This is a genomic window from Defluviimonas aquaemixtae, from assembly GCF_900302475.1.
GTDB lineage: Bacteria > Pseudomonadota > Alphaproteobacteria > Rhodobacterales > Rhodobacteraceae > Albidovulum > Albidovulum aquaemixtae.
The window spans coordinates 146,753-163,356 of sequence record NZ_OMOQ01000003.1; the positions used below are offsets into that span (position 1 = coordinate 146,753).

The 16,604-nt window shown below is 65.5% G+C and carries 19 protein-coding genes; 9 read left to right on the plus strand and 10 right to left on the minus strand.

The genetic code is table 11. The features are described from left to right. Positions 1-98 precede the first annotated feature (98 nt). The 3 genes from DEA8626_RS15755 to DEA8626_RS15765 all read left to right on the plus strand — a co-directional run bounded on the left by DEA8626_RS15755 (position 99) and on the right by DEA8626_RS15765 (position 1,753). Positions 99-1,070 (plus strand): calcium-binding protein, encoded by a 972-nt coding sequence (locus tag DEA8626_RS15755; RefSeq protein ID WP_108854202.1) that lies wholly within the window; start codon positions 99-101, stop codon positions 1,068-1,070. Between the two features lie 147 nt (positions 1,071-1,217). After that, positions 1,218-1,487 (plus strand): 30S ribosomal protein S15, encoded by a 270-nt coding sequence (rpsO, locus tag DEA8626_RS15760; RefSeq protein ID WP_108854203.1) that lies wholly within the window; start codon positions 1,218-1,220, stop codon positions 1,485-1,487. A gap of 80 nt (positions 1,488-1,567) precedes the next feature. Then, a complete protein-coding gene (locus DEA8626_RS15765; RefSeq protein ID WP_108854204.1) occupies positions 1,568-1,753 on the plus strand; it encodes a hypothetical protein in 186 nt (61 codons plus the stop codon). Positions 1,754-1,906: 153 nt separating this feature from the next. Here the strand turns inward: DEA8626_RS15765 and DEA8626_RS21105 are convergent, their stop codons facing one another. Beyond that, positions 1,907-2,089 carry a hypothetical protein gene (locus DEA8626_RS21105; protein ID WP_181366482.1) on the minus strand — a complete coding sequence of 61 codons (183 nt, stop codon included), beginning with the start codon at positions 2,087-2,089 and terminating at the stop codon, positions 1,907-1,909. Positions 2,090-2,239: 150 nt separating this feature from the next. Here DEA8626_RS21105 and DEA8626_RS15775 point away from each other — a divergent pair, with 150 nt between their 5' ends. From DEA8626_RS15775 to DEA8626_RS15785, 3 genes are all read left to right on the plus strand, one after another. Next, positions 2,240-2,977: a winged helix-turn-helix transcriptional regulator gene (locus tag DEA8626_RS15775; protein WP_108854206.1), complete on the plus strand. Its 738-nt coding sequence runs from the start codon at positions 2,240-2,242 to the stop codon at positions 2,975-2,977. Between the two features lie 249 nt (positions 2,978-3,226). After that, positions 3,227-3,766, plus strand: a complete 540-nt coding sequence (locus DEA8626_RS15780) for an RNA polymerase sigma factor (RefSeq protein WP_108854649.1) — start codon at positions 3,227-3,229, stop codon at positions 3,764-3,766. Then, on the plus strand, positions 3,763-5,754 hold the full coding sequence (locus tag DEA8626_RS15785; RefSeq protein ID WP_108854207.1) for a vWA domain-containing protein: 1,992 nt from the start codon (positions 3,763-3,765) through the stop codon (positions 5,752-5,754). The genes DEA8626_RS15780 and DEA8626_RS15785 overlap by 4 nt, the downstream gene beginning before the upstream one ends. Positions 5,755-5,912: 158 nt before the next feature. On the opposite strand, the gene DEA8626_RS15790 is transcribed toward DEA8626_RS15785, so the two are convergent. From DEA8626_RS15790 to DEA8626_RS15815, 6 genes are all read right to left on the minus strand, one after another. Beyond that, entirely contained in the window at positions 5,913-6,377 is a 465-nt protein-coding gene (locus DEA8626_RS15790) for an Hsp20 family protein (protein WP_108854208.1), read from the minus strand. Between the two features lie 125 nt (positions 6,378-6,502). Beyond that, positions 6,503-7,318 (minus strand): trypsin-like serine peptidase, encoded by an 816-nt coding sequence (locus tag DEA8626_RS15795; protein ID WP_108854209.1) that lies wholly within the window; start codon positions 7,316-7,318, stop codon positions 6,503-6,505. A 10-nt stretch (positions 7,319-7,328) separates the two neighbouring features. Next, complete coding sequence (locus DEA8626_RS15800; protein ID WP_108854210.1) at positions 7,329-8,138, minus strand: trypsin-like serine peptidase; 810 nt, start codon at positions 8,136-8,138, stop codon at positions 7,329-7,331. Positions 8,139-8,189: 51 nt separating this feature from the next. Then, the gene (gene glcF / locus DEA8626_RS15805) at positions 8,190-9,506 is read right to left on the minus strand and encodes a glycolate oxidase subunit GlcF (protein ID WP_108854211.1); all 1,317 of its coding nucleotides are present in this window, start codon (positions 9,504-9,506) and stop codon (positions 8,190-8,192) included. Beyond that, positions 9,506-10,615 carry an FAD-binding protein gene (locus DEA8626_RS15810; protein WP_108854212.1) on the minus strand — a complete coding sequence of 370 codons (1,110 nt, stop codon included), beginning with the start codon at positions 10,613-10,615 and terminating at the stop codon, positions 9,506-9,508. Before DEA8626_RS15810 ends, glcF begins: the two co-directional genes overlap by 1 nt. A 72-nt stretch (positions 10,616-10,687) precedes the next feature. Continuing rightward, positions 10,688-12,121, minus strand: a complete 1,434-nt coding sequence (locus tag DEA8626_RS15815; RefSeq protein WP_108854213.1) for an FAD-linked oxidase C-terminal domain-containing protein — start codon at positions 12,119-12,121, stop codon at positions 10,688-10,690. A 210-nt stretch (positions 12,122-12,331) separates the two neighbouring features. Here DEA8626_RS15815 and DEA8626_RS15820 point away from each other — a divergent pair, with 210 nt between their 5' ends. The 3 genes from DEA8626_RS15820 (at position 12,332) to DEA8626_RS15830 (ending at position 14,528) form a co-directional block, all read left to right on the plus strand. Next, the gene (locus DEA8626_RS15820) at positions 12,332-13,750 is read left to right on the plus strand and encodes an arylsulfotransferase family protein (RefSeq protein WP_108854214.1); all 1,419 of its coding nucleotides are present in this window, start codon (positions 12,332-12,334) and stop codon (positions 13,748-13,750) included. A 56-nt stretch (positions 13,751-13,806) separates the two neighbouring features. Continuing rightward, a complete protein-coding gene (locus tag DEA8626_RS15825; protein ID WP_245890890.1) occupies positions 13,807-14,163 on the plus strand; it encodes a hypothetical protein in 357 nt (118 codons plus the stop codon). Between the two features lie 164 nt (positions 14,164-14,327). Further along, positions 14,328-14,528 carry a hypothetical protein gene (locus DEA8626_RS15830; RefSeq protein WP_108854215.1) on the plus strand — a complete coding sequence of 67 codons (201 nt, stop codon included), beginning with the start codon at positions 14,328-14,330 and terminating at the stop codon, positions 14,526-14,528. 167 nt (positions 14,529-14,695) lie between these two features. On the opposite strand, the gene DEA8626_RS15835 is transcribed toward DEA8626_RS15830, so the two are convergent. The 3 genes from DEA8626_RS15835 to DEA8626_RS15845 form a co-directional block, all read right to left on the minus strand. Continuing rightward, positions 14,696-15,187, minus strand: a complete 492-nt coding sequence (locus tag DEA8626_RS15835; RefSeq protein WP_108854216.1) for an antifreeze protein — start codon at positions 15,185-15,187, stop codon at positions 14,696-14,698. 149 nt (positions 15,188-15,336) lie between these two features. Beyond that, positions 15,337-15,963, minus strand: coding sequence for a hypothetical protein (locus DEA8626_RS15840; protein WP_108854217.1), 627 nt, complete (start codon positions 15,961-15,963; stop codon positions 15,337-15,339). A gap of 21 nt (positions 15,964-15,984) precedes the next feature. Then, entirely contained in the window at positions 15,985-16,521 is a 537-nt protein-coding gene (locus DEA8626_RS15845) for a DUF2141 domain-containing protein (protein ID WP_108854218.1), read from the minus strand. Between the last annotated feature and the right edge of the window lie 83 nt (positions 16,522-16,604).

A 16,604-nucleotide genomic window follows, 5' to 3' on the forward strand; every position in this document is an offset into this window, starting at 1 on the left:
CCCCGGGTTCTTCGTCATCACTTAAGACTTGATCGCTTCAATCGCCCGTGGGGTGCGCCGGCCATGGGGATTGCCGGTGCGGGAAACAGGTGACGTATATGTTCATGCTGGCCGGCGTGCTGGGCCTTCTCATGGTGGGGGCGGCAGTGGATTTTTCGGACCTTCTCGGCAAGGATGAGGAAGATGAGGCCGAGGGCGGCGATGCCCGGACGACGGGCGCGGTCTCCACCTCCGACATGGTCGAAGGTTCGCTGCTCGACGACATCCTGTCCGGAGGTGGCGATGCGGACGTGATGGAAGGCGGCGCGGGTGACGACCAGCTGGGAGGTTACGACGGCGACGACCGGATCGCCGGCGGCACTGGCCGCGACGATCTGCATGGACAGGGCGGCAACGACACGATCAGGGGCGATGACGGCAGCGACACGCTGCATGGCGGTGACGGCGACGACCTGCTTGCCGGCGGGGCCGGCGATGACCTTCTGGCGGGCTACGAGGGCGACGACAGCCTCGATGGCGGGGAGGGCAACGACCGGCTGATCGGCGGCGGCGGCGCCGACACGCTTTCTGGCGGGGAGGGCGACGATGCCCTTCAGGGCGCGCTCGGAAACGACTCGCTGCAGGGCGGGCTAGGCCAGGACACTTTGATGGGCGATGACGGCGACGACGTCCTCGATGGCCGCGTGCCAGGCGCGGGTGAGCCTGACACCGACGGCCGCGACTTCCTGAACGGCGGCGCGGGCGCGGACACAATTCTCGCCGGCTCGGGAGACTGGGCCGAGGGCGGCGCGGGGGCCGACCGGTTCGAGCTGGCGGACTGGCTCGCGGTTGCTGACGACATCGCCGTGATCGCCGACTACGATCCGGCGGAGGACAGCCTGGCGCTGGTCTACGATCCCGAGATTCACCCCGATCCGGTGGTTACGGTCGCGCCGTCGGAGGAAACGCCGGGGGCCATGAACATTCTGATCGACGGCGAGATCATCGCCGAGGTGCTGGGCGGTTACGCGCCCGACCCCGCCGATATTGTGCTGATCGCCAAGGGGCAGGCGCCGGGGGCCGCCGTCTGACACCGGGCGCGGGGATTTGCGCTTTCCATTCGGGACTATTTCCCTTATACGCGCGCATCCGCCTAGAACGGCGGGTGCTACTCCACGGGCCCTGCTGGACGACATCCCGGCTTGCGCCATGACTCTTCAACTCGAAAGGAGACCCCGATGTCGATCACTGCTGAAGACAAAGCCCGCGTCATCAAGGAATTCGGCACCAAGGACGGCGACACCGGTTCGCCCGAAGTCCAGGTGGCGATCCTGACGTCGCGGATCGCGACGCTGACCGACCATTTCAAGAGCCATGCGAAGGACAACCATTCGCGCCGCGGCCTCTTGAAGCTCGTTGCCCAGCGCCGCAAGCTCCTCGACTACCTTCGGGGCAAGGACGAAGCGCGCTACCAGGACCTGATCAAGCGTCTCAGCATCCGCCGCTGATCGCTGCCAAAGCCTGACCGACGCGAACGCGCCCGTTTCGGGCGCGTTTTCTTTTGCCTGGCCGGATCGGGGAGAATCGTATGGTTAACGGCACGAAATCAGGGTTTGGCCGGTCGGCGCCGCGTATGCGTCCTTTCGGCAAAACGTATGGCAACGCAGCGGGCAAGGGCCGGATGCGCCCCGTTAACGCTCCGCGCGCTGACGAGGACGCGCCGTCCGTCGTGGTGGTGCATGACAGACCGGAGGATTTCATCGACGAGCTGTGACCCGGCTGGTCGGGGCGGAACAGGGGTGCCGCGCCCGCTCGCGCGGCGAAGCGGTGACGACCAGATCTGGAGAGGCCGCTTCGAGCTCAGGGTAGCCGTCTGCACGGCGATGCCGTCATGATTGCAATCGGATGATGATAGCCATTCGAAATCTCAGGCAATACGACGCCACAATGCGGAGGATGCGTCTTTCAGAGTGGCGAACAACATTGCGAAGATGGACCGCGATGTTGCCTGTCTGAGCCGCCCGATATCGGGATTGTGCTCATTTGCCCGCGATTTGCGAATGGCCTCGTTGTACCTCGCTTCAAGTTGAATCAGGTAAATCTCTTTCATGTCTCCATCCTTCGAGGCTTGCCTGAGTTGTTCATATCGAAGGGCGGGGACAGGCGAGTAGTGCACGAGATGAATCGCCTCCGGTACAGATTGTGAACTGGATCAGACCGCACTCGGTCGGGTAAACTCTGCCTTGGAGGTATTCGTCCGATGAAGACGCAACCCTATGGCATGATCTGCCCAATTACCCATGCCTGTGAAATTCTGGAGCCGAGATGGACGATTCCAATCCTGACCGAACTCTGGGCTGGCTCAACGCGGTTTAACGACCTGCGTCGGGGGATAGGGAGCATATCGCCGGCATTGTTGTCGAAACGACTCAAGGAGTTAGAGGAATTCGGCTTGGTCGAGCGAATCGAAGACCGCGCGACGGGAAACGTCGACTATATCCGCACACAGATGGCCATTGACCTTGAACCGGCGCTGAACGAACTGGCGATGTGGGCGCAAAGACATGTCACGGCGGAGATCGCTCTGCGAAACGCCAACCTTTCCTCCCTCATCCGGTGCATGCCCAGGATTTTTGCCGCAGAGGAACTTCCGAAGCGACGAATAGTACTCCAGTTCCACTTCAGCGACGATTTGGAATACGACACCATCTGGGCAGTCATTCAGCCAGGCAAGCCGGTGGAAGTCTGTACGTCGATCCCGGGCTTCGACGTCGATCTGTTTGTGGAGACGAGCGTGAAATCCATGACAGCATTGCTCCTGGGGCGGACGAACATTGCTCGAGAGGTAGGAGCAGATCGGCTGTTCCTGAGTGGCGATGCGCTCCTTGAGAGAACGATGCCCCGGTGGCTGCGCATCTGCGAATATCAGCCTGAACAGGGTGCGGCTCTGTTAAGTCCGGAAACTTCCGGCGAACATGCAGGTCCAGTCACGCACTGAAATTCGACGACCTTCAAACCAAGACTTCGGAGATGCGCCGCGGAATCATGATCTAGTCCGCAAAGAGCTTGATCACGTCAAAAGACAGGTCACGCGAATGGCCACTGTTGAGGGTCGTGCGGTCGTCCAAAATCTTACTATCAACGGCGGCTATGTCCCGCAAAGCGGACCAACGCGTCTTGAAGTTAGCTTTCACGCCCCCGCCACCAAGGATTGACGCTGCCCATGCGTCATAGTCCTGTCATGCGCATGCAAACCCCGGATGAGGCCTTGGCCGTTGCGGCCGCGAACGGAGACCGTGATGCTTTCGCGGCGCTACTCTCGCGGCACTACGACAGGGTTTTCGGGCTGGCGTTCCGGCTAACCGGATCGAAGGCCGAGGCGGAGGATCTGACGCAGGATATCTGCCTCGCGCTGCCTGCGAAGCTGGGGAGTTTCCGGCAGGCGGCGCGGTTCACGACTTGGCTTTTCAGGGTGACGGTGAACGCCGCTCATGACCGCCGCCGCCGGGCCGCGAGCCATGCGAAGGCAGCCGATGGCTGGGGAGACTGGGAGACCGCGCGCCGGGCCGAGATGGCGCAGGCGGCGGAGGCTGAGGATTGGCTGGCCACAACGATGGCGCGGCTATCGCCGGAACTGAGGGACACGATCGCACTCACACTGGGTGAGCAGCTAAGCCAGAAGGAGGCCGCCGAGGCGCTCGGGCTCTCCGAGGGCACGGTCGCCTGGCGGATGAGCGAAGTCAAAAAGCGCCTGCGCCAGATGGCGCGGGCGGAGGGCATGCTATGAGCGACGAACTCGACCGCCTGCGCGAGGGCCTGAAGGCCGCTACGCCCGCGCCCGACAATGAAGCGAAGGCCGATGCGCTGGCCCGGGCGATGGAAAACTTCGACCGGCACCAAGAAACGGCCAAGCCTGCGCGTCCCATGTCGGACCGCCCCGAACGGGCGGATGTTCTGACAGGAGTACGCAACATGTTCATGAAACTGACGACCCCGCAGATGCTGGCCGCAACCGCCTCCGCCGCCGCGATCGGTGTCGCGGTCGCGATCTGGCCCGAAGTGAAGCGCGAGACGGGCCTCCCCGGGCCCACGGTGCTGACCGATGCGCCGGCCGATGATCTGCGTCAGGCCGCGCCGAAGGTGTCCGGCGATCCCGTGGGCCGGATGGCCCCGAAGGAGGCTGATGAGGCGACGCAGCGGGAGGAATTCCGCGCCCAGCCGGAATCGGCGACCGATCCGATGGTCATGGCGGAGCCCATGGTCGAGCAGGCCCCAGCCCCCGCGCTCGAGCGGTCGCGTGAAAGCGGGCTCTTCGCCGATGGGGACGTTGCGGGGGTCGCCGCCGTGCCGAGCCGCGAGGCCGTGATAGCGCCCGAACCCGACACTGAGGCCTATCCCGAGGCGGACCCGAACCCCTTGAAGATCGCCGTCGAGGAACCGGTCTCCACGTTCTCCATCGACACCGATACGGCGTCCTACTCCGTCGTCCGGTCGTCGCTCACGAACGGATACCTGCCGCCGAATCAGGCGGTGCGGATCGAGGAGATGGTGAACTACTTCCCCTATGACTACGCGGCGCCGGAGGCGGGCGAGGCCCCCTTCCGCGCCTCGGTCAGCCTGTTCGCAACGCCTTGGAACGCCAACACGCAGCTTCTGCGGATCGGCCTGCAGGGCGAGATGACGGACTTGGACGATCGCCCGCCCTTGAATCTCGTCTTCCTGATCGACACCTCCGGGTCCATGGACGACCCGAAGAAGCTGCCGCTTCTGAAGCAGTCCTTCAGCCTGATGCTCGGCGAGTTGCGCCCCGAGGACCGAGTGGCGATCGTCACCTATGCGGGGTCGGCGGGGCTGGTGCTGGAGCCGACCGAGGCGTCGGATCGCGATACGATCTTCTCCGCGCTCGACCGGCTCGATGCGGGTGGATCGACGGCGGGGCAGGAGGGGCTGCGGCAGGCTTACCAGGTCGCAGAGAGCATGGCCGAGGAGGGCCGGATCGGGCGCATCCTGCTGGCGACGGATGGCGATTTCAACGTCGGCATCCATGACCCGGAGGAGTTGAAGGGCTTCATCGCGACGAAACGCGAGAGCGGGACCTATCTTTCCGTGCTGGGCTTCGGGCGCGGCAATCTCGACGATGCGACGATGCAGGCGCTTGCGCAGAACGGGAACGGGACGGCGGCCTATATCGACACGCTGTCGGAGGCGCAGAAGGTGCTGGTCGATCAGCTTTCCGGCGCGCTTTTCCCGATTGCCGACGATGTGAAGATCCAGATCGAGTTCAACCCTGCCGCGGTCGCCGAGTACCGGCTTATCGGCTATGAAACCCGGGCACTGGCGCGCGAGGATTTCAACAACGACAAGGTCGATGCGGGCGAGATCGGCGCAGGCCACCAGGTGACGGCGCTTTACGAGATCACGCCGGTCGGTAGTCCCGCGCGGCTTTCCGATCCGCTGCGCTACGCCGAACCGGAACTGGCCGGCGATGTCGCAGAACTCGGGTTCCTGAAGCTGCGCTACAAGGCGCCGGGCGAGGCGAGGTCGCGCCTCATCGAGACCCCGATCCCGGCCGCATCAGGTGAAGCCGACACGGACGCGCGCTTCGCCGCCGCCATCGCCGGGATGGGCCAGTTGTTGAGCGAGTCGAAATATCTTGGCGACTGGAGCTGGGACGAGGCGATTGGGCTCGCCAACGGCGCGAAAGGCACGGACGAGTTCGGCTACCGCGCCGAGGCAGTCCAGCTCATGCGGTTGGCCCAGAGCCTGTCGCGCTAACGCGACTTCATTGCAGGAATACCTCCGCCGGAGGCATCGAAGCGTCCCTTGCATTGTCAAGGGGCGCGACACTGTCTTGCGCCCGTCGGGGCGCTCCGCCCTGAAAACGAAAAGGGCGCGCACGCGGCGCGCCCTTTGGCATCGGACCGTGACGGCGATCAGGCCTCGGCCTGCTCGACCGCTCTCGCCTCGACCGTGTCGGATCTGGCGATCTCGATCCTGCGCGGCTTCAGCGCTTCGGGCACTTCGCGCACGAGATCGATATGCAGCATGCCGTCGGCATGGGTGGCACCGGTGACCTTCACGTGATCGGCGAGAGCGAAGCGCCGCTCGAACGCGCGGGTCGCGATGCCGCGGTGCAGGTAGGTCTTGCCCTCGTCCTCGGCCGCCTTGCGGGCGGAGACGAGCAGGCTGCCCTCCTTAACTTCGACGTCCAGCTCGTCGCCGGTGAAGCCGGCCACGGCGATCGAGATGCGATAGGCGTTCTCGTCGGTTTTTTCGATGTTATAGGGCGGGTAGGTGGTCTGGGCCGGGTCGGCACTGAGCGCCCGGTCCATGAGATCCGCGATCCGGTCGAACCCGACCGTCGCGCGGTAGAGCGGCGTGAAATCAAGGCCTCGCATGGTCATCCTCCATTGAGCGATGTCGATATGCCCTCCCCTCTGGGACGGGCGTGCGTTGCGCCGAAGCCCCGTTCGGGCACCCCGGCATCCATGAGATGTAGGCGGATTTTCGCGGTTTCAAGGGGTCAGGGGCGCACGAAACGCGCTCCGCCGGACGATTTCGTGCCCGGGGCGATGCGCCGGGCCCTGACCCCGGGCGTCCCGCTGGCGACCCGAACGTCGCGGCCGGTCCGCAACGCCTCTTGCAGATCGGCGATCGGGCCGGGGAGGTCCATCCCAAGCGCGACCGTCCGGTCGCCCATCATGCCGCCCGACGAGATGATCGCGACGATATTCGGCCGGCCGCCCGTCCGGTCGAAGACCGGGGCGCCAGACGAACCGAAGGAGAGGTCGCAATCGACCGCGAGAAGCCCCTGTTGCCGCCCGATCACCTCGCAGCCGTCCTGCCAGGATGGGGCCGCGTCGCGGCCGCGGGCGAAAGACACGACGCTGACCGCGCGGGCGCCGGGCCTGAGACGGCGCACCGCGAACGGCGCGGCGGTCGCCGCCGGAATCGGCGCCGCGAGTTCCAGGAGCGCGACGTCGTGGCGAATGCTGGAAATATCTCCCTCGTGACCGGGGTCGTAGGCGGGATGCGTCACGGCACGGGCCACGCTGCTTTCCGCGATAGTCGTCCCGTCGTGCAGCCCGGCGCGGAAATCGATCAGTCCGACATCTTCGGCCGCTCCGGTCCTGCGGTCGAACAGGCAATGCGCCGCAGTCAGCACCAGATCGGGCGCGATCAGGACACCCGTGCAATAGCCCTTGTCGCCGATCTCGAGGCGTCCGACCGCCTCGAAGCCAAGCACGTCCTGGCGCAGGGTCAGCCGTTTGAGGGGCGCCGTTTCAGCGAATGCCGCGCCGGCGCTGAGGATCGCGAACACGATGACGAGGGCGCGCATCCGCTCGCAATCAGGGCTTGAGAAACTTCGCTCCGCCCGCACCGGTCACTTGGGCCGCGTCGGATCCGAAGCCGCGCTTCACCTTCATGAAGCGGCTTTCGCTGGCCGCGTATGCTTCGCGCAGGTCGCCGAGTGGATCCTGCATCGCTGTCCCGAGCGCCACGCGCAGGCCGTCCATCTCGGCCTTCGCCGAGACGACCGAGACTATCTTGGGCTCTCCGTCGATCATCGCGAAGACCGGCGCGCCGGAGGATCCGAAATCGACCGAGCAGGTCATCACGAGGATGCCGGGCTGGCGGCCGAGAATTTCGCAGCTTTCCTCTAGAGACGGCGCCTCGGACCGGTCGAGCGCGTAGGAGACGATGCCCACCTGGTCGCCCTGCTGGGGGTCGAACCCGGTGGAGAAGGGCAGAATGGAGGGCAGGCGGATCGGCTGGTCGAGCTCGAGAAAGGCGAGATCGTAGGCCACGCGGTCGATCCGGTTGCGGCCCTCGTAGACGTATTCGGGATGGACGACGGCGCGCTTGATGCCGCGATAGGCGGCGGCGCGTCCGTTGCGCCAGCCGGCGAGGAAGGTGAAGTCCGAGTTGTCGAAGGCGGCGCCGGTATTCTGGTCGAATAGGCAATGCGCCGCCGTCAGGACAAGCGCAGGTTCGATGAGCGCGCCCGTACAGAAGGCCGATTCGCCGATGTCAATGCGCCCGACCGCTTCCCAGCCGCGCGTCGCGTCCGCCGTCGTCAGTGCCTGAAGAGCCGTGCCCTCCGCGACCGCGCCAATCGGCAGACAAGCCAAGACCATTGCCTGAAAGATCGCCCGCATCCTGCCCTCTCCCTCTTGCTGGCCCGTGCTTAGCCGTCCGATAGGGCAAGATTATGGCCGCGCCGCGCCCAACATTGCCGCGCGTTCCCCGAGCGCCCGGGGCCGGGGGCCGCCCGTCGACCAGTCGATGAGCTCGACGGTGTGTACGATTGGCACCCGCGTCGCCGACCCTATCTGCATCATGCAGCCGATATTGCCCGCCGCGATCACGTCGGGCGCAGTCCGCTCCAGCGTCGTCACCTTCCGGGCCTTCAGCTCGGCCGAGATCTCGGGCTGCAAGAGGTTGTAGGTCCCGGCCGAGCCGCAGCAGAGATGCGCGTCGGTGGGTTCCACCACCTCGAACCCCGCCGCCTTTAGAAGCGACTTGGGAGCAGCCGTCACCTGTTGGCCGTGCTGGAGCGAGCATGCGGCGTGATAGGCCACGCGCATGGGCTCGGGTGCCTTGGTCTCGGGTGCGAGCCGCGCCAAAAGCTCGGTGACATCCTTGGCCAGTGCGGCGATCTCGGCCGCCTCGGCGGCAAGCGGTGTGGTGCGGAACATGTGCCCGTAATCCTTCACTGTCGTGCCGCAGCCCGAAGTGTTGATCACGATCGCATCGAGCCCGCCCGCGCGCTTCTCCGCCATCCAGGCACGAATGTTCGCCTCGGCCGAGACGTGGCTTTCGCCCTCTCGGCCCATGTGGTGGGTAAGCGCCCCGCAGCAGCCCGTGCCCTGCGCGACGACCACCTCGCACCCGAGCCGCGTGAGCAGCCGGATCGTCGCGTCGTTGATGTCGGTGTTCAGCGCCTTCTGCGCGCAGCCCGTCATCAGCGCGACGCGCATCCGCCTTTCGCCCTTCGCCGGAAAGGTCTGTGGGTCGTCATTCCGACTGACCGGAGGGATCGTCTGGGGCGCCATCGCCACCATCGCTCTCAGCCGTGCGTCCGGCAGAAGCCCAGAGAAGGGCCGCGCGATCTTTGCGCCCAGCAGAGAGAGGCGGAACAATTTCGGGTTCGGGATGACTTTCGCGAGCACCCATCTCAGCGCCCGGTCGCGCCACGGCCGGCGGTAGGTCCGTTCGATATGGACGCGGGCGTGATCGACGAGGTGCATGTAGTGCACACCCGATGGGCAGGTCGTCATGCAGGCGAGGCAGGAAAGGCAGCGGTCGATATGCTTGACGGTCTTTTCGTCTGCCGGCCGGTCGTTCTCCAGCATGTCCTTGATGAGGTAGATGCGCCCCCGCGGGCTGTCGAGTTCGTCGCCCAGAACCTGATAGGTCGGACAGGTCGCGGTGCAGAACCCGCAATGGACGCAGGTGCGCAGGATTTTGTTCGCCCGTTGGATACCCGGGTCCTTGAGCTGCTCTTCGGTGAAAGTCGTTTGCATCAGCCCATCAGCCCCGGATTGAGAATGCCCTTCGGATCGAACCGCGCCCTGAGACCGGCCGAAATCGCGGTGACCGGCGCAGGCTCGGGCTGGAACGGCGCGATACGTGCGCGCGTCTCTTCGCTTGCGCGGAGCAGCGTCGCATGTCCCGAAAACGCGCCGAGCCGTGCCCGGAGATCCTCGCCCTCAGGCATCAGAAGCCAGACGAGCCCGCCGCCCCAATCGAGGATCGCCTCTCGCGCCTTGGCGCGGCGAACGAGCTCTGGCCCGTCGGAAGGCTTCACCGACAGCCGCCAAACATCGCCCGGCGTCCCATGGAACGGCTCGACATCGCGCACCGCGCGCCAAAGCGAATGGCAGGGCTCCGGCGCCGACTCGACCCGGACGGCGCCGAAGGGCGCGAGAAGCGCGCGCAGCCGCTCGGCGCGGTAGGCGACTGATCCTGCGAAGCCCTCGACGCGGATGAGCGTGCCCATCGGCCCGTGCGCCGCCCCGGTCACGTCGAAGGGCGAGCGCAGCGCCTTCGTCATGGCCGCCAGCGCCTCGCCGCCGCTCAGCCCGTCGATCACGAGAACCGCGGTGGCTTCGTGAGCGGGCAGGACCTTGAGGCTCACCTCGGTCAGAACGCCGAGCGTGCCCCACGACCCGGCCATCAGCTTCACGAGGTCATACCCGGTGACATTCTTCATCACGCGACCGCCGTTCTTCACCACCGCGCCGGTCCCGTCGACGAAGCGCACGCCCAGAAGCGCGTCGCGGCAAGCGCCGGCCTGGACCCGGCGCGGGCCCGAGACATTGGCGGCCACCATCCCGCCGACTGTCGGCTCGCCCTCCGTCCCGAGAAGCCCGCGCCAGTCGGCCGGTTCGAAGGCGAGCCGCTGCCCCTCGGCGGCAAGTGCGGCCTCGAGATCGGCAAGCGGCGTCCCCGTCTTTGCCACGACAGTGAGCGCGCCCGACTCGTAAAGCGTGATTCCGGCAATCCCCGACACGTCCAGCCCATCGCCCGTCACTGTACGTCCCACGGGCCGCGTTCCGCCGCCCATGATCCGGAACGGTCCCCGCGCCACGCGGATCGCCTCGGCCACTTCCTCCTCGCTTCCAGCCCGCACGCGCCGTCCCTTCTTCTGTTCGGAAATACTCTCCGGGGGTCCGGGGGTGGGAAACCCCCGGGCGGCCCGGTCTCAAGCCGCGCGCCGCCCGGCGCTGATCGCGAGCGGAAACACCTTCGCCGGATTAAGGAGCCATTCCGGATCGAACACGTCCTTGACGCGCATCTGCGCCTCGAGGTCGGCTTGATCGTATTGCACATTCATCAGGTCACGCTTCTCGATGCCCACGCCATGTTCACCCGTCAGGCAGCCGCCGACCTCGACGCAGAGCTTCAGGATCTCGGCCCCGAACGCCTCGCACCTTTCCAGGTCACCGGGCTTGTTGGCGTCGAAGAGGATCAGGGGATGCATGTTGCCGTCGCCCGCATGGAAAACGTTCGCGACGTCGAGCCCGAAATCGCGGCTCATCTCGCCGATGCGTTTCAGCACACGGGGCAGGGACGAGACCGGGATCGTCCCGTCGAGGCACATGTAGTCGTTGATCTGGCCCATCGCGCCGAAGGCCGACTTGCGGCCGAGCCAGATCTTCTTCGCCTCCTCCTCCGACGCGCTTTCGCGGAATTCAAGGGGATCGTGGCGCGCCGCGATTTGGCGGATGAGGCCCAACTGTTCGTCGATCTCGGCCGGGCTGCCCTCGACCTCGATGATCAGAAGCGCCTCGCAGTCGGGGTAGCCGGCATGGGCGAAATCCTCGCAGGCGCGGATGCAGGGCCGATCCATGAATTCGATCGCGACGGGCAGGACGCCGGCCTTGATGATATCGGCCACGCAGGCGCCCGCGACCTCGTTAGAGTTGAACGCGACAAGCACCGGCCGCGCGCCTTCGGGTTTGGGCAGGATGCGGAGCACCGCTTCGGTCACGACGCCAAGCTGGCCTTCCGACCCGCAGATCACGCCGAGCAGATCGTAGCCGCCCGCATCCATATGCGCGCCGCCGATCTCGAGGACCGTGCCGTCCATCGTGACCATCGTGACGCCGAGAAGGTTGTTCGTCGTCACCCCGTATTTCAGGCAATGCGCTCCGCCCGAATTCATCGCGATGTTGCCCGCGATCGCGCAGGCGAGTTGCGACGAGGGATCGGGCGCGTAGAAGAAGCCGTCGCCCTCGACGGCGCCGGTGACCGAGAGGTTCGTCCGGCCCGTCTCCACCCGCACGAAACGGTTGTCGTAGTCTACTTCGAGCACCCGGTTCATGCGCGCGACTCCGAGGATCACTCCGTCTGCCGCGGGCAGCGCGCCCCCCGCCAGAGACGTGCCCGCACCGCGCGGCACGACCGGCACGCCCATTTGGTGACAGACCTTCAGCGCCGCGGCCACTTCTTGCGTTGAGCGGGGCAGGATCACCGCCATTGGCGGGCAGCGATAGGCGCTGAGCGCGTCGCATTCATAGGCCCGGGTTTCAGCCGGGTCGTCAATCACCGCATCCGCCGGTAGCACGGCGCGAAGGGCGGCTACGATCCGGGGCTTCTGCGCCAGAATCGCAGGGTCCGGACGTGGAAGGTCCATGCAAAGTCTCCGCAAGAATTGGTAAATTTATATAACCAAAATTGCGATCTGACAAACGAAACCCAGTACGTACGAAGCGCTGAATGCGGCCGAGGATCGGCAGCAATCCGCCTGACAACCAAGATCTTGCCAGCCGTATACATTGTTTGGACGGAGTTCGGCTAGTGTGGCGCGAGGGGGAAGTCGGCTGGACAACCAGAAGGATGCCCAATGCACGCCGAATCCTGGCGAAGCTCCCCCACGCGTTCCATCGTCAACGGCGAACGTCTCTGGAGGTTTGGCGCGTTCCTATTGCTCATGGCGGGCGCCTTCAGCTGGGGTGTGGCGACCATCAAGTGGAAACTCTTTCCGCACGATCAGCTCGTGTACCTCGAAAGCGGGTTCGACGCGCTCACAAAGCTGGACAGAACGAAATGGCCACACCCAATGATCGAGCTCGCGCCCGATGCTCAGCGCGTCGACCCGGTATTGCTCCTGGGCCCCGAGCCCGCGGGCGATGTCATCCTGATGACCGGAGGATTTCAGTACCGGCGCGACCTCTGCCCGGAATTCGGTTGCCTCGCCTGGGTCATGGAGCGCGACGGCAAGGTGCTGCACCGCTGGCAATATGATCCGTCCAAGCTCTTCGATGAGGAAAAGCTGTCGGGCCATGACGGGGAGCGCGACGTCTCCAACATCTACGTGCAAGGCGCCGATATTGATCCGGACGGCAACCTGATCGTCACCTTCCAAACGCGCAACATGTATCCGTATCAGCTCGCCGTCGCGCGGTTCGACTGGATACGCATCGACGACAGCCACCATTGGCCGACGGCCGGTCCCGACGGCCGCATCTACGTGCCGATGGCGCGCATCGAGCGCGATCGCGCCTATGTCGCCGGCACCAAAGAAAAGCTGGACTGCAAGTTTGGCGCGGTGTTTCAGGAAGGCGTGCGCATCCTGTCGCCCGAAGGTCAGGTGCTGCGCGAATTCTGGCTAGACGAGGCCGTCCGGCGAAGCGACATGCAGGGCCTCGCCTATTCCGTGCGAAACGATTGCGACCCTTACCATGTCAACGGCATCGCGCTCGTGAACGAGGCGGCAGCCGCCCGTCTCGAGGATGCGCGTGAGGGTGATCTGCTCGTCTCGCTCAGGTCGAGCTCGGCGCTTGTCCTACTCGATCAGGACGATGGGCGCATCAAGCACGTCCTGACTGGTCCCATGGTCGCCCAGCACAGCCCGCGCTTCCTGCCCGATGGCGATGTCGTCGTCTTCGATAATCTCGGCGGCATCGATACGAAGGCGGGGACGCGCATCCTGAAGCTCGACCTTGTGACGGGCGAGCCCGAGACGCTGTTTCCCCGCCACACTGACATGGCCGGCTATGATCTGTTCTCGGAGGCGCAGGGGGACGTCGAACTCAGCGACGACGGTCGCCGGGCGCTGGTCGCGGAAACGCTGGGCGGACGGGTCATCGAGTTCGACACGATATCGGGCAAGCCGATCTGGTCCTATCGGTCGATCAGCGACGTGGCGCCGTACTACGCGGATGAGGGCGACAGGCGCGAAGGCCCGGTCCTTGCGCTGATGCAGACACAGGGCGCACGATACATCAGTCGGTCAATGCTACGGCGGCTGAACGGAGGTTGATCGGAGCGCACGGCTAATTGATCGCGCCTGCCACGCGGTTGTGGCAGTCTGGGCCCATGATCAGACGCTGTCTTCCGTTAGTTCTGCTATTCGCCGCGCCGGCCATCGCCGACACACCGCGAATTGTCGGCGCCGAGGCGTCGCGTAAGAGCGACAGCTGGGCGGTCGCTGTCACGATCCTGCATCCCGATACCGGCTGGGACCACTACGCCAACGGGTGGGAGGTGCTTGCCCCGGACGGCACTCGGCTTGGCTATCGCGAGCTGCTGCATCCTCATGTCGAAGAGCAGCCTTTCACCCGCAGCCTGTCCGGGGTCGTCATACCCGATGATGCTGACCATGTCCTGATCCGGCCGCGATGTACGCTGGACGGCTGGTCGGGGGGAATGACGCGGCTTGAACTGGCCCGCTAGGGCACAACTTCGGGGCGATCGGCGACATCCCGCCGCTCGACTTTACGCTGCGTCAATATTTCTTGAATGGGGAGGTGCGGGAATCGCTTGGGTTGTGGTAGGTTGTCCGCGCCACTTGACTGCACGCGCGAAAAGCGCAGCGTCGTAAGCACCGGGAGGATGTCATGAATCAGGCGAAACGCCGCGACGAGATAGATGTGATCGTCGACGATCTTCTCGCGAGTCCGGAGCGGGCCGAAGAACTCAAGGTCAGGCTTCGCGACCGTCTGGGTGCCCAGGGTTGGGAAAGCGGGCGCTTCTCGCGCCTGCGTGTCGTCAGTTCCAGCGACGATCCCGACAGTATGTGGGATAACGTACCCGTTTGAGAAGCGTTTCGGTCGAGGGACTCCCTAATCTTTGAGACCGGCAAAGACCGGTGGTGACGGCCCCGGACCATGTCCGGGGCTCTTGCTATCCGGCGCATGGGATTTCATTCCAGGCCGGGAGACCGGCCGCCCTGCCACCAGGCACGGGCGGCCAGACGCATTGTCCGTCAGCGGATCAGCAGGTCGTAGAATTCATAGGCGCCTGACACCGTCGCGATCTGGTCGGTTCCCGTCGTGTCGCCAGCCAGCGCCTTGGTGGCGCGGTAGGTCATCGGCCCGAAGGCGCCGTCGATGCCACCATGGTAGTAGCCGGCATCGGTCATGCGCGACTGGATCAACCGGCGTTCCGAGGCGGTGTAGCTGTTGAAGGCACGCGCCGCGGGCGTCGAATAAACGGAGGACTTCGGCGCGGGCTTGTAGCGCGTCGGCTCCTGGTAGGTGCGGCTCGCGGGCGCCGCGTAGTAGCGCGGCTGGGTGCTGTAGGAGCGTGCGGCCGGGCTGTTGTTGCGGCTCTGATAGATGATGGTGCCGACGATCGCGGCGGCGGCGAGGCCCTTCAGCAGGTTCTGCTCCTTCTTGCCCCAGGCATGGGCGGGCGCGGCCGCGAGCGCGGCGATCAGCACGGCGGCCGTGGCAGCGGTACGGGATTTGTGCAGCATGTCGATTCCTCGATGGGGTTGGAACATGATGCAACAATGGGCTGAATGGATACTGCTAGGCAAAATCAGCCGGCGGTTATGCGATAACACGGCCATTTGCGGAGGTGTAGCGCGAGACGGCCCCCCCGGAGGACCGACGCAGCGGTGGCTCAGGCGGCGATTGTGTCGTGCCGCGCACCGCGCCAGGCGTTGAGGCCGACCGCGATGAGCGACAGGCCGAAGGCCGTCGCGGTGAACTTGGCCGCCATGAGCCCGCCAACGGGGCTCAGCGCGACCCCGAAGGCCAGCGACGCCGCAATGAGCGCGAGTCCGAGCGCGCGCGGCACCACAGCGGAACGCAGCCAGGCCCAGCCGAGGAGCGCGTAGCCGATGACGGTCAGGAGCCCGGCGGCCGGGAAGGCCGCCGCCACCGCCCCCATTGCGTCGCCCGCGCCGTGATCGGCGATGACTTGTGGATAGTGTACGGCGAGGAAAGGCGCGATCAGCACCTCGTAATAGTCGAGGCCGAATATCATCATCATGCCGACGAAGAGCGTGGCGAAGCCGGCGAGACCCAGCCAACCGCTCCGCTCGGCCGTGGGGGCGTAGAGTGCCGTCGTGCCCATGAGCCCAAGGATCAGCGAAACGGCGAAGAGCGTGTGAATCGCGATCCAGCCCGGCGACGCGATGGTGTCAGGGGTCATGTGGTGAGGATGCGCGACGTAGGAATAGCCGAGCGCGGCACCCGAGACGATCATGCCGGCTGCGCCGGCGCGGGCAATGAAATCAAGTGTCATCTGTCTCTCCCTTCTGTCTGATTACACCGTCGCCGGGCGGCGGAGCCGCCGGACGAAAACGAGGCTCCCGAAGATCGCGGCGAGCGCGGGAAGTCCGACAAGCGCCATCTGCGAGGCTGCGGCGAAGGCGTTCATGCGGAGATGAATGGACGGCCGCGCCGGCGCGGCGCCGACGTCGAAGGCGACCGCGTCCCAGGCGGGCAGGCCCATGCTGGTCCAGGCGCCGTTCGAATAGCCGTAGGGTTCCTGCGGCAGCCCGAGAAAAGGCCGGTTCAGGTCGTCGTCGGCATCCTTGTCGTGATGCGCGATCAGCGCGTATCGGCCCGGCGCGATGTCGTCCGCCGTCCACTCCGCCCGCCCGTCCCGGATTGGCACCGAGGCGACGCGGGTGACGGGCATCTCGCCACGATAGCCCGCCTCGCCTTCCATGAGAACGATGCGGGCCATGCCGGCATCGCTGGAAAACCCGGTGACGAAGAGTTCGATCCCGCCCGCGCTCGCCGTGCAGGCAAGACCCAGACCGGAGATCAGGCCGAGCGCTCCAAGTACTTGTTTCATCTGCTATCCCTTCGCGTGGTGTTGAGACGCCGGAAGATCTGAGGGGCATTTCCCGCCGGGTCGAGTCTGGCTTCGTCAGCGGC

Excerpts from the sequence above, each read along its gene's own strand:
- DEA8626_RS15765 (WP_108854204.1), top strand. The coding sequence starts at position 1,568 with ATGGTTAACGGCACGAAATCAGGGTTTGGCCGGTCGGCGCCGCGTATG.
- DEA8626_RS15835 (WP_108854216.1), bottom strand. The coding sequence starts at position 15,187 with ATGCTGCACAAATCCCGTACCGCTGCCACGGCCGCCGTGCTGATCGCC.
- DEA8626_RS15845 (WP_108854218.1), bottom strand. The coding sequence starts at position 16,521 with ATGAAACAAGTACTTGGAGCGCTCGGCCTGATCTCCGGTCTGGGTCTT.
- DEA8626_RS21105 (WP_181366482.1), bottom strand. The coding sequence starts at position 2,089 with ATGAAAGAGATTTACCTGATTCAACTTGAAGCGAGGTACAACGAGGCC.
- DEA8626_RS15785 (WP_108854207.1), top strand. The coding sequence starts at position 3,763 with ATGAGCGACGAACTCGACCGCCTGCGCGAGGGCCTGAAGGCCGCTACG.
- DEA8626_RS15825 (WP_245890890.1), top strand. The coding sequence starts at position 13,807 with ATGATCAGACGCTGTCTTCCGTTAGTTCTGCTATTCGCCGCGCCGGCC.
- DEA8626_RS15755 (WP_108854202.1), top strand. The coding sequence starts at position 99 with ATGTTCATGCTGGCCGGCGTGCTGGGCCTTCTCATGGTGGGGGCGGCA.
- DEA8626_RS15780 (WP_108854649.1), top strand. The coding sequence starts at position 3,227 with ATGCAAACCCCGGATGAGGCCTTGGCCGTTGCGGCCGCGAACGGAGAC.
- DEA8626_RS15775 (WP_108854206.1), top strand. The coding sequence starts at position 2,240 with ATGAAGACGCAACCCTATGGCATGATCTGCCCAATTACCCATGCCTGT.
- rpsO (WP_108854203.1), top strand. The coding sequence starts at position 1,218 with ATGTCGATCACTGCTGAAGACAAAGCCCGCGTCATCAAGGAATTCGGC.
- glcF (WP_108854211.1), bottom strand. The coding sequence starts at position 9,506 with ATGCAAACGACTTTCACCGAAGAGCAGCTCAAGGACCCGGGTATCCAA.
- DEA8626_RS15790 (WP_108854208.1), bottom strand. The coding sequence starts at position 6,377 with ATGCGAGGCCTTGATTTCACGCCGCTCTACCGCGCGACGGTCGGGTTC.
- DEA8626_RS15815 (WP_108854213.1), bottom strand. The coding sequence starts at position 12,121 with ATGGACCTTCCACGTCCGGACCCTGCGATTCTGGCGCAGAAGCCCCGG.
- DEA8626_RS15840 (WP_108854217.1), bottom strand. The coding sequence starts at position 15,963 with ATGACACTTGATTTCATTGCCCGCGCCGGCGCAGCCGGCATGATCGTC.
- DEA8626_RS15820 (WP_108854214.1), top strand. The coding sequence starts at position 12,332 with ATGCACGCCGAATCCTGGCGAAGCTCCCCCACGCGTTCCATCGTCAAC.
- DEA8626_RS15795 (WP_108854209.1), bottom strand. The coding sequence starts at position 7,318 with ATGCGCGCCCTCGTCATCGTGTTCGCGATCCTCAGCGCCGGCGCGGCA.
- DEA8626_RS15800 (WP_108854210.1), bottom strand. The coding sequence starts at position 8,138 with ATGCGGGCGATCTTTCAGGCAATGGTCTTGGCTTGTCTGCCGATTGGC.
- DEA8626_RS15830 (WP_108854215.1), top strand. The coding sequence starts at position 14,328 with ATGAATCAGGCGAAACGCCGCGACGAGATAGATGTGATCGTCGACGAT.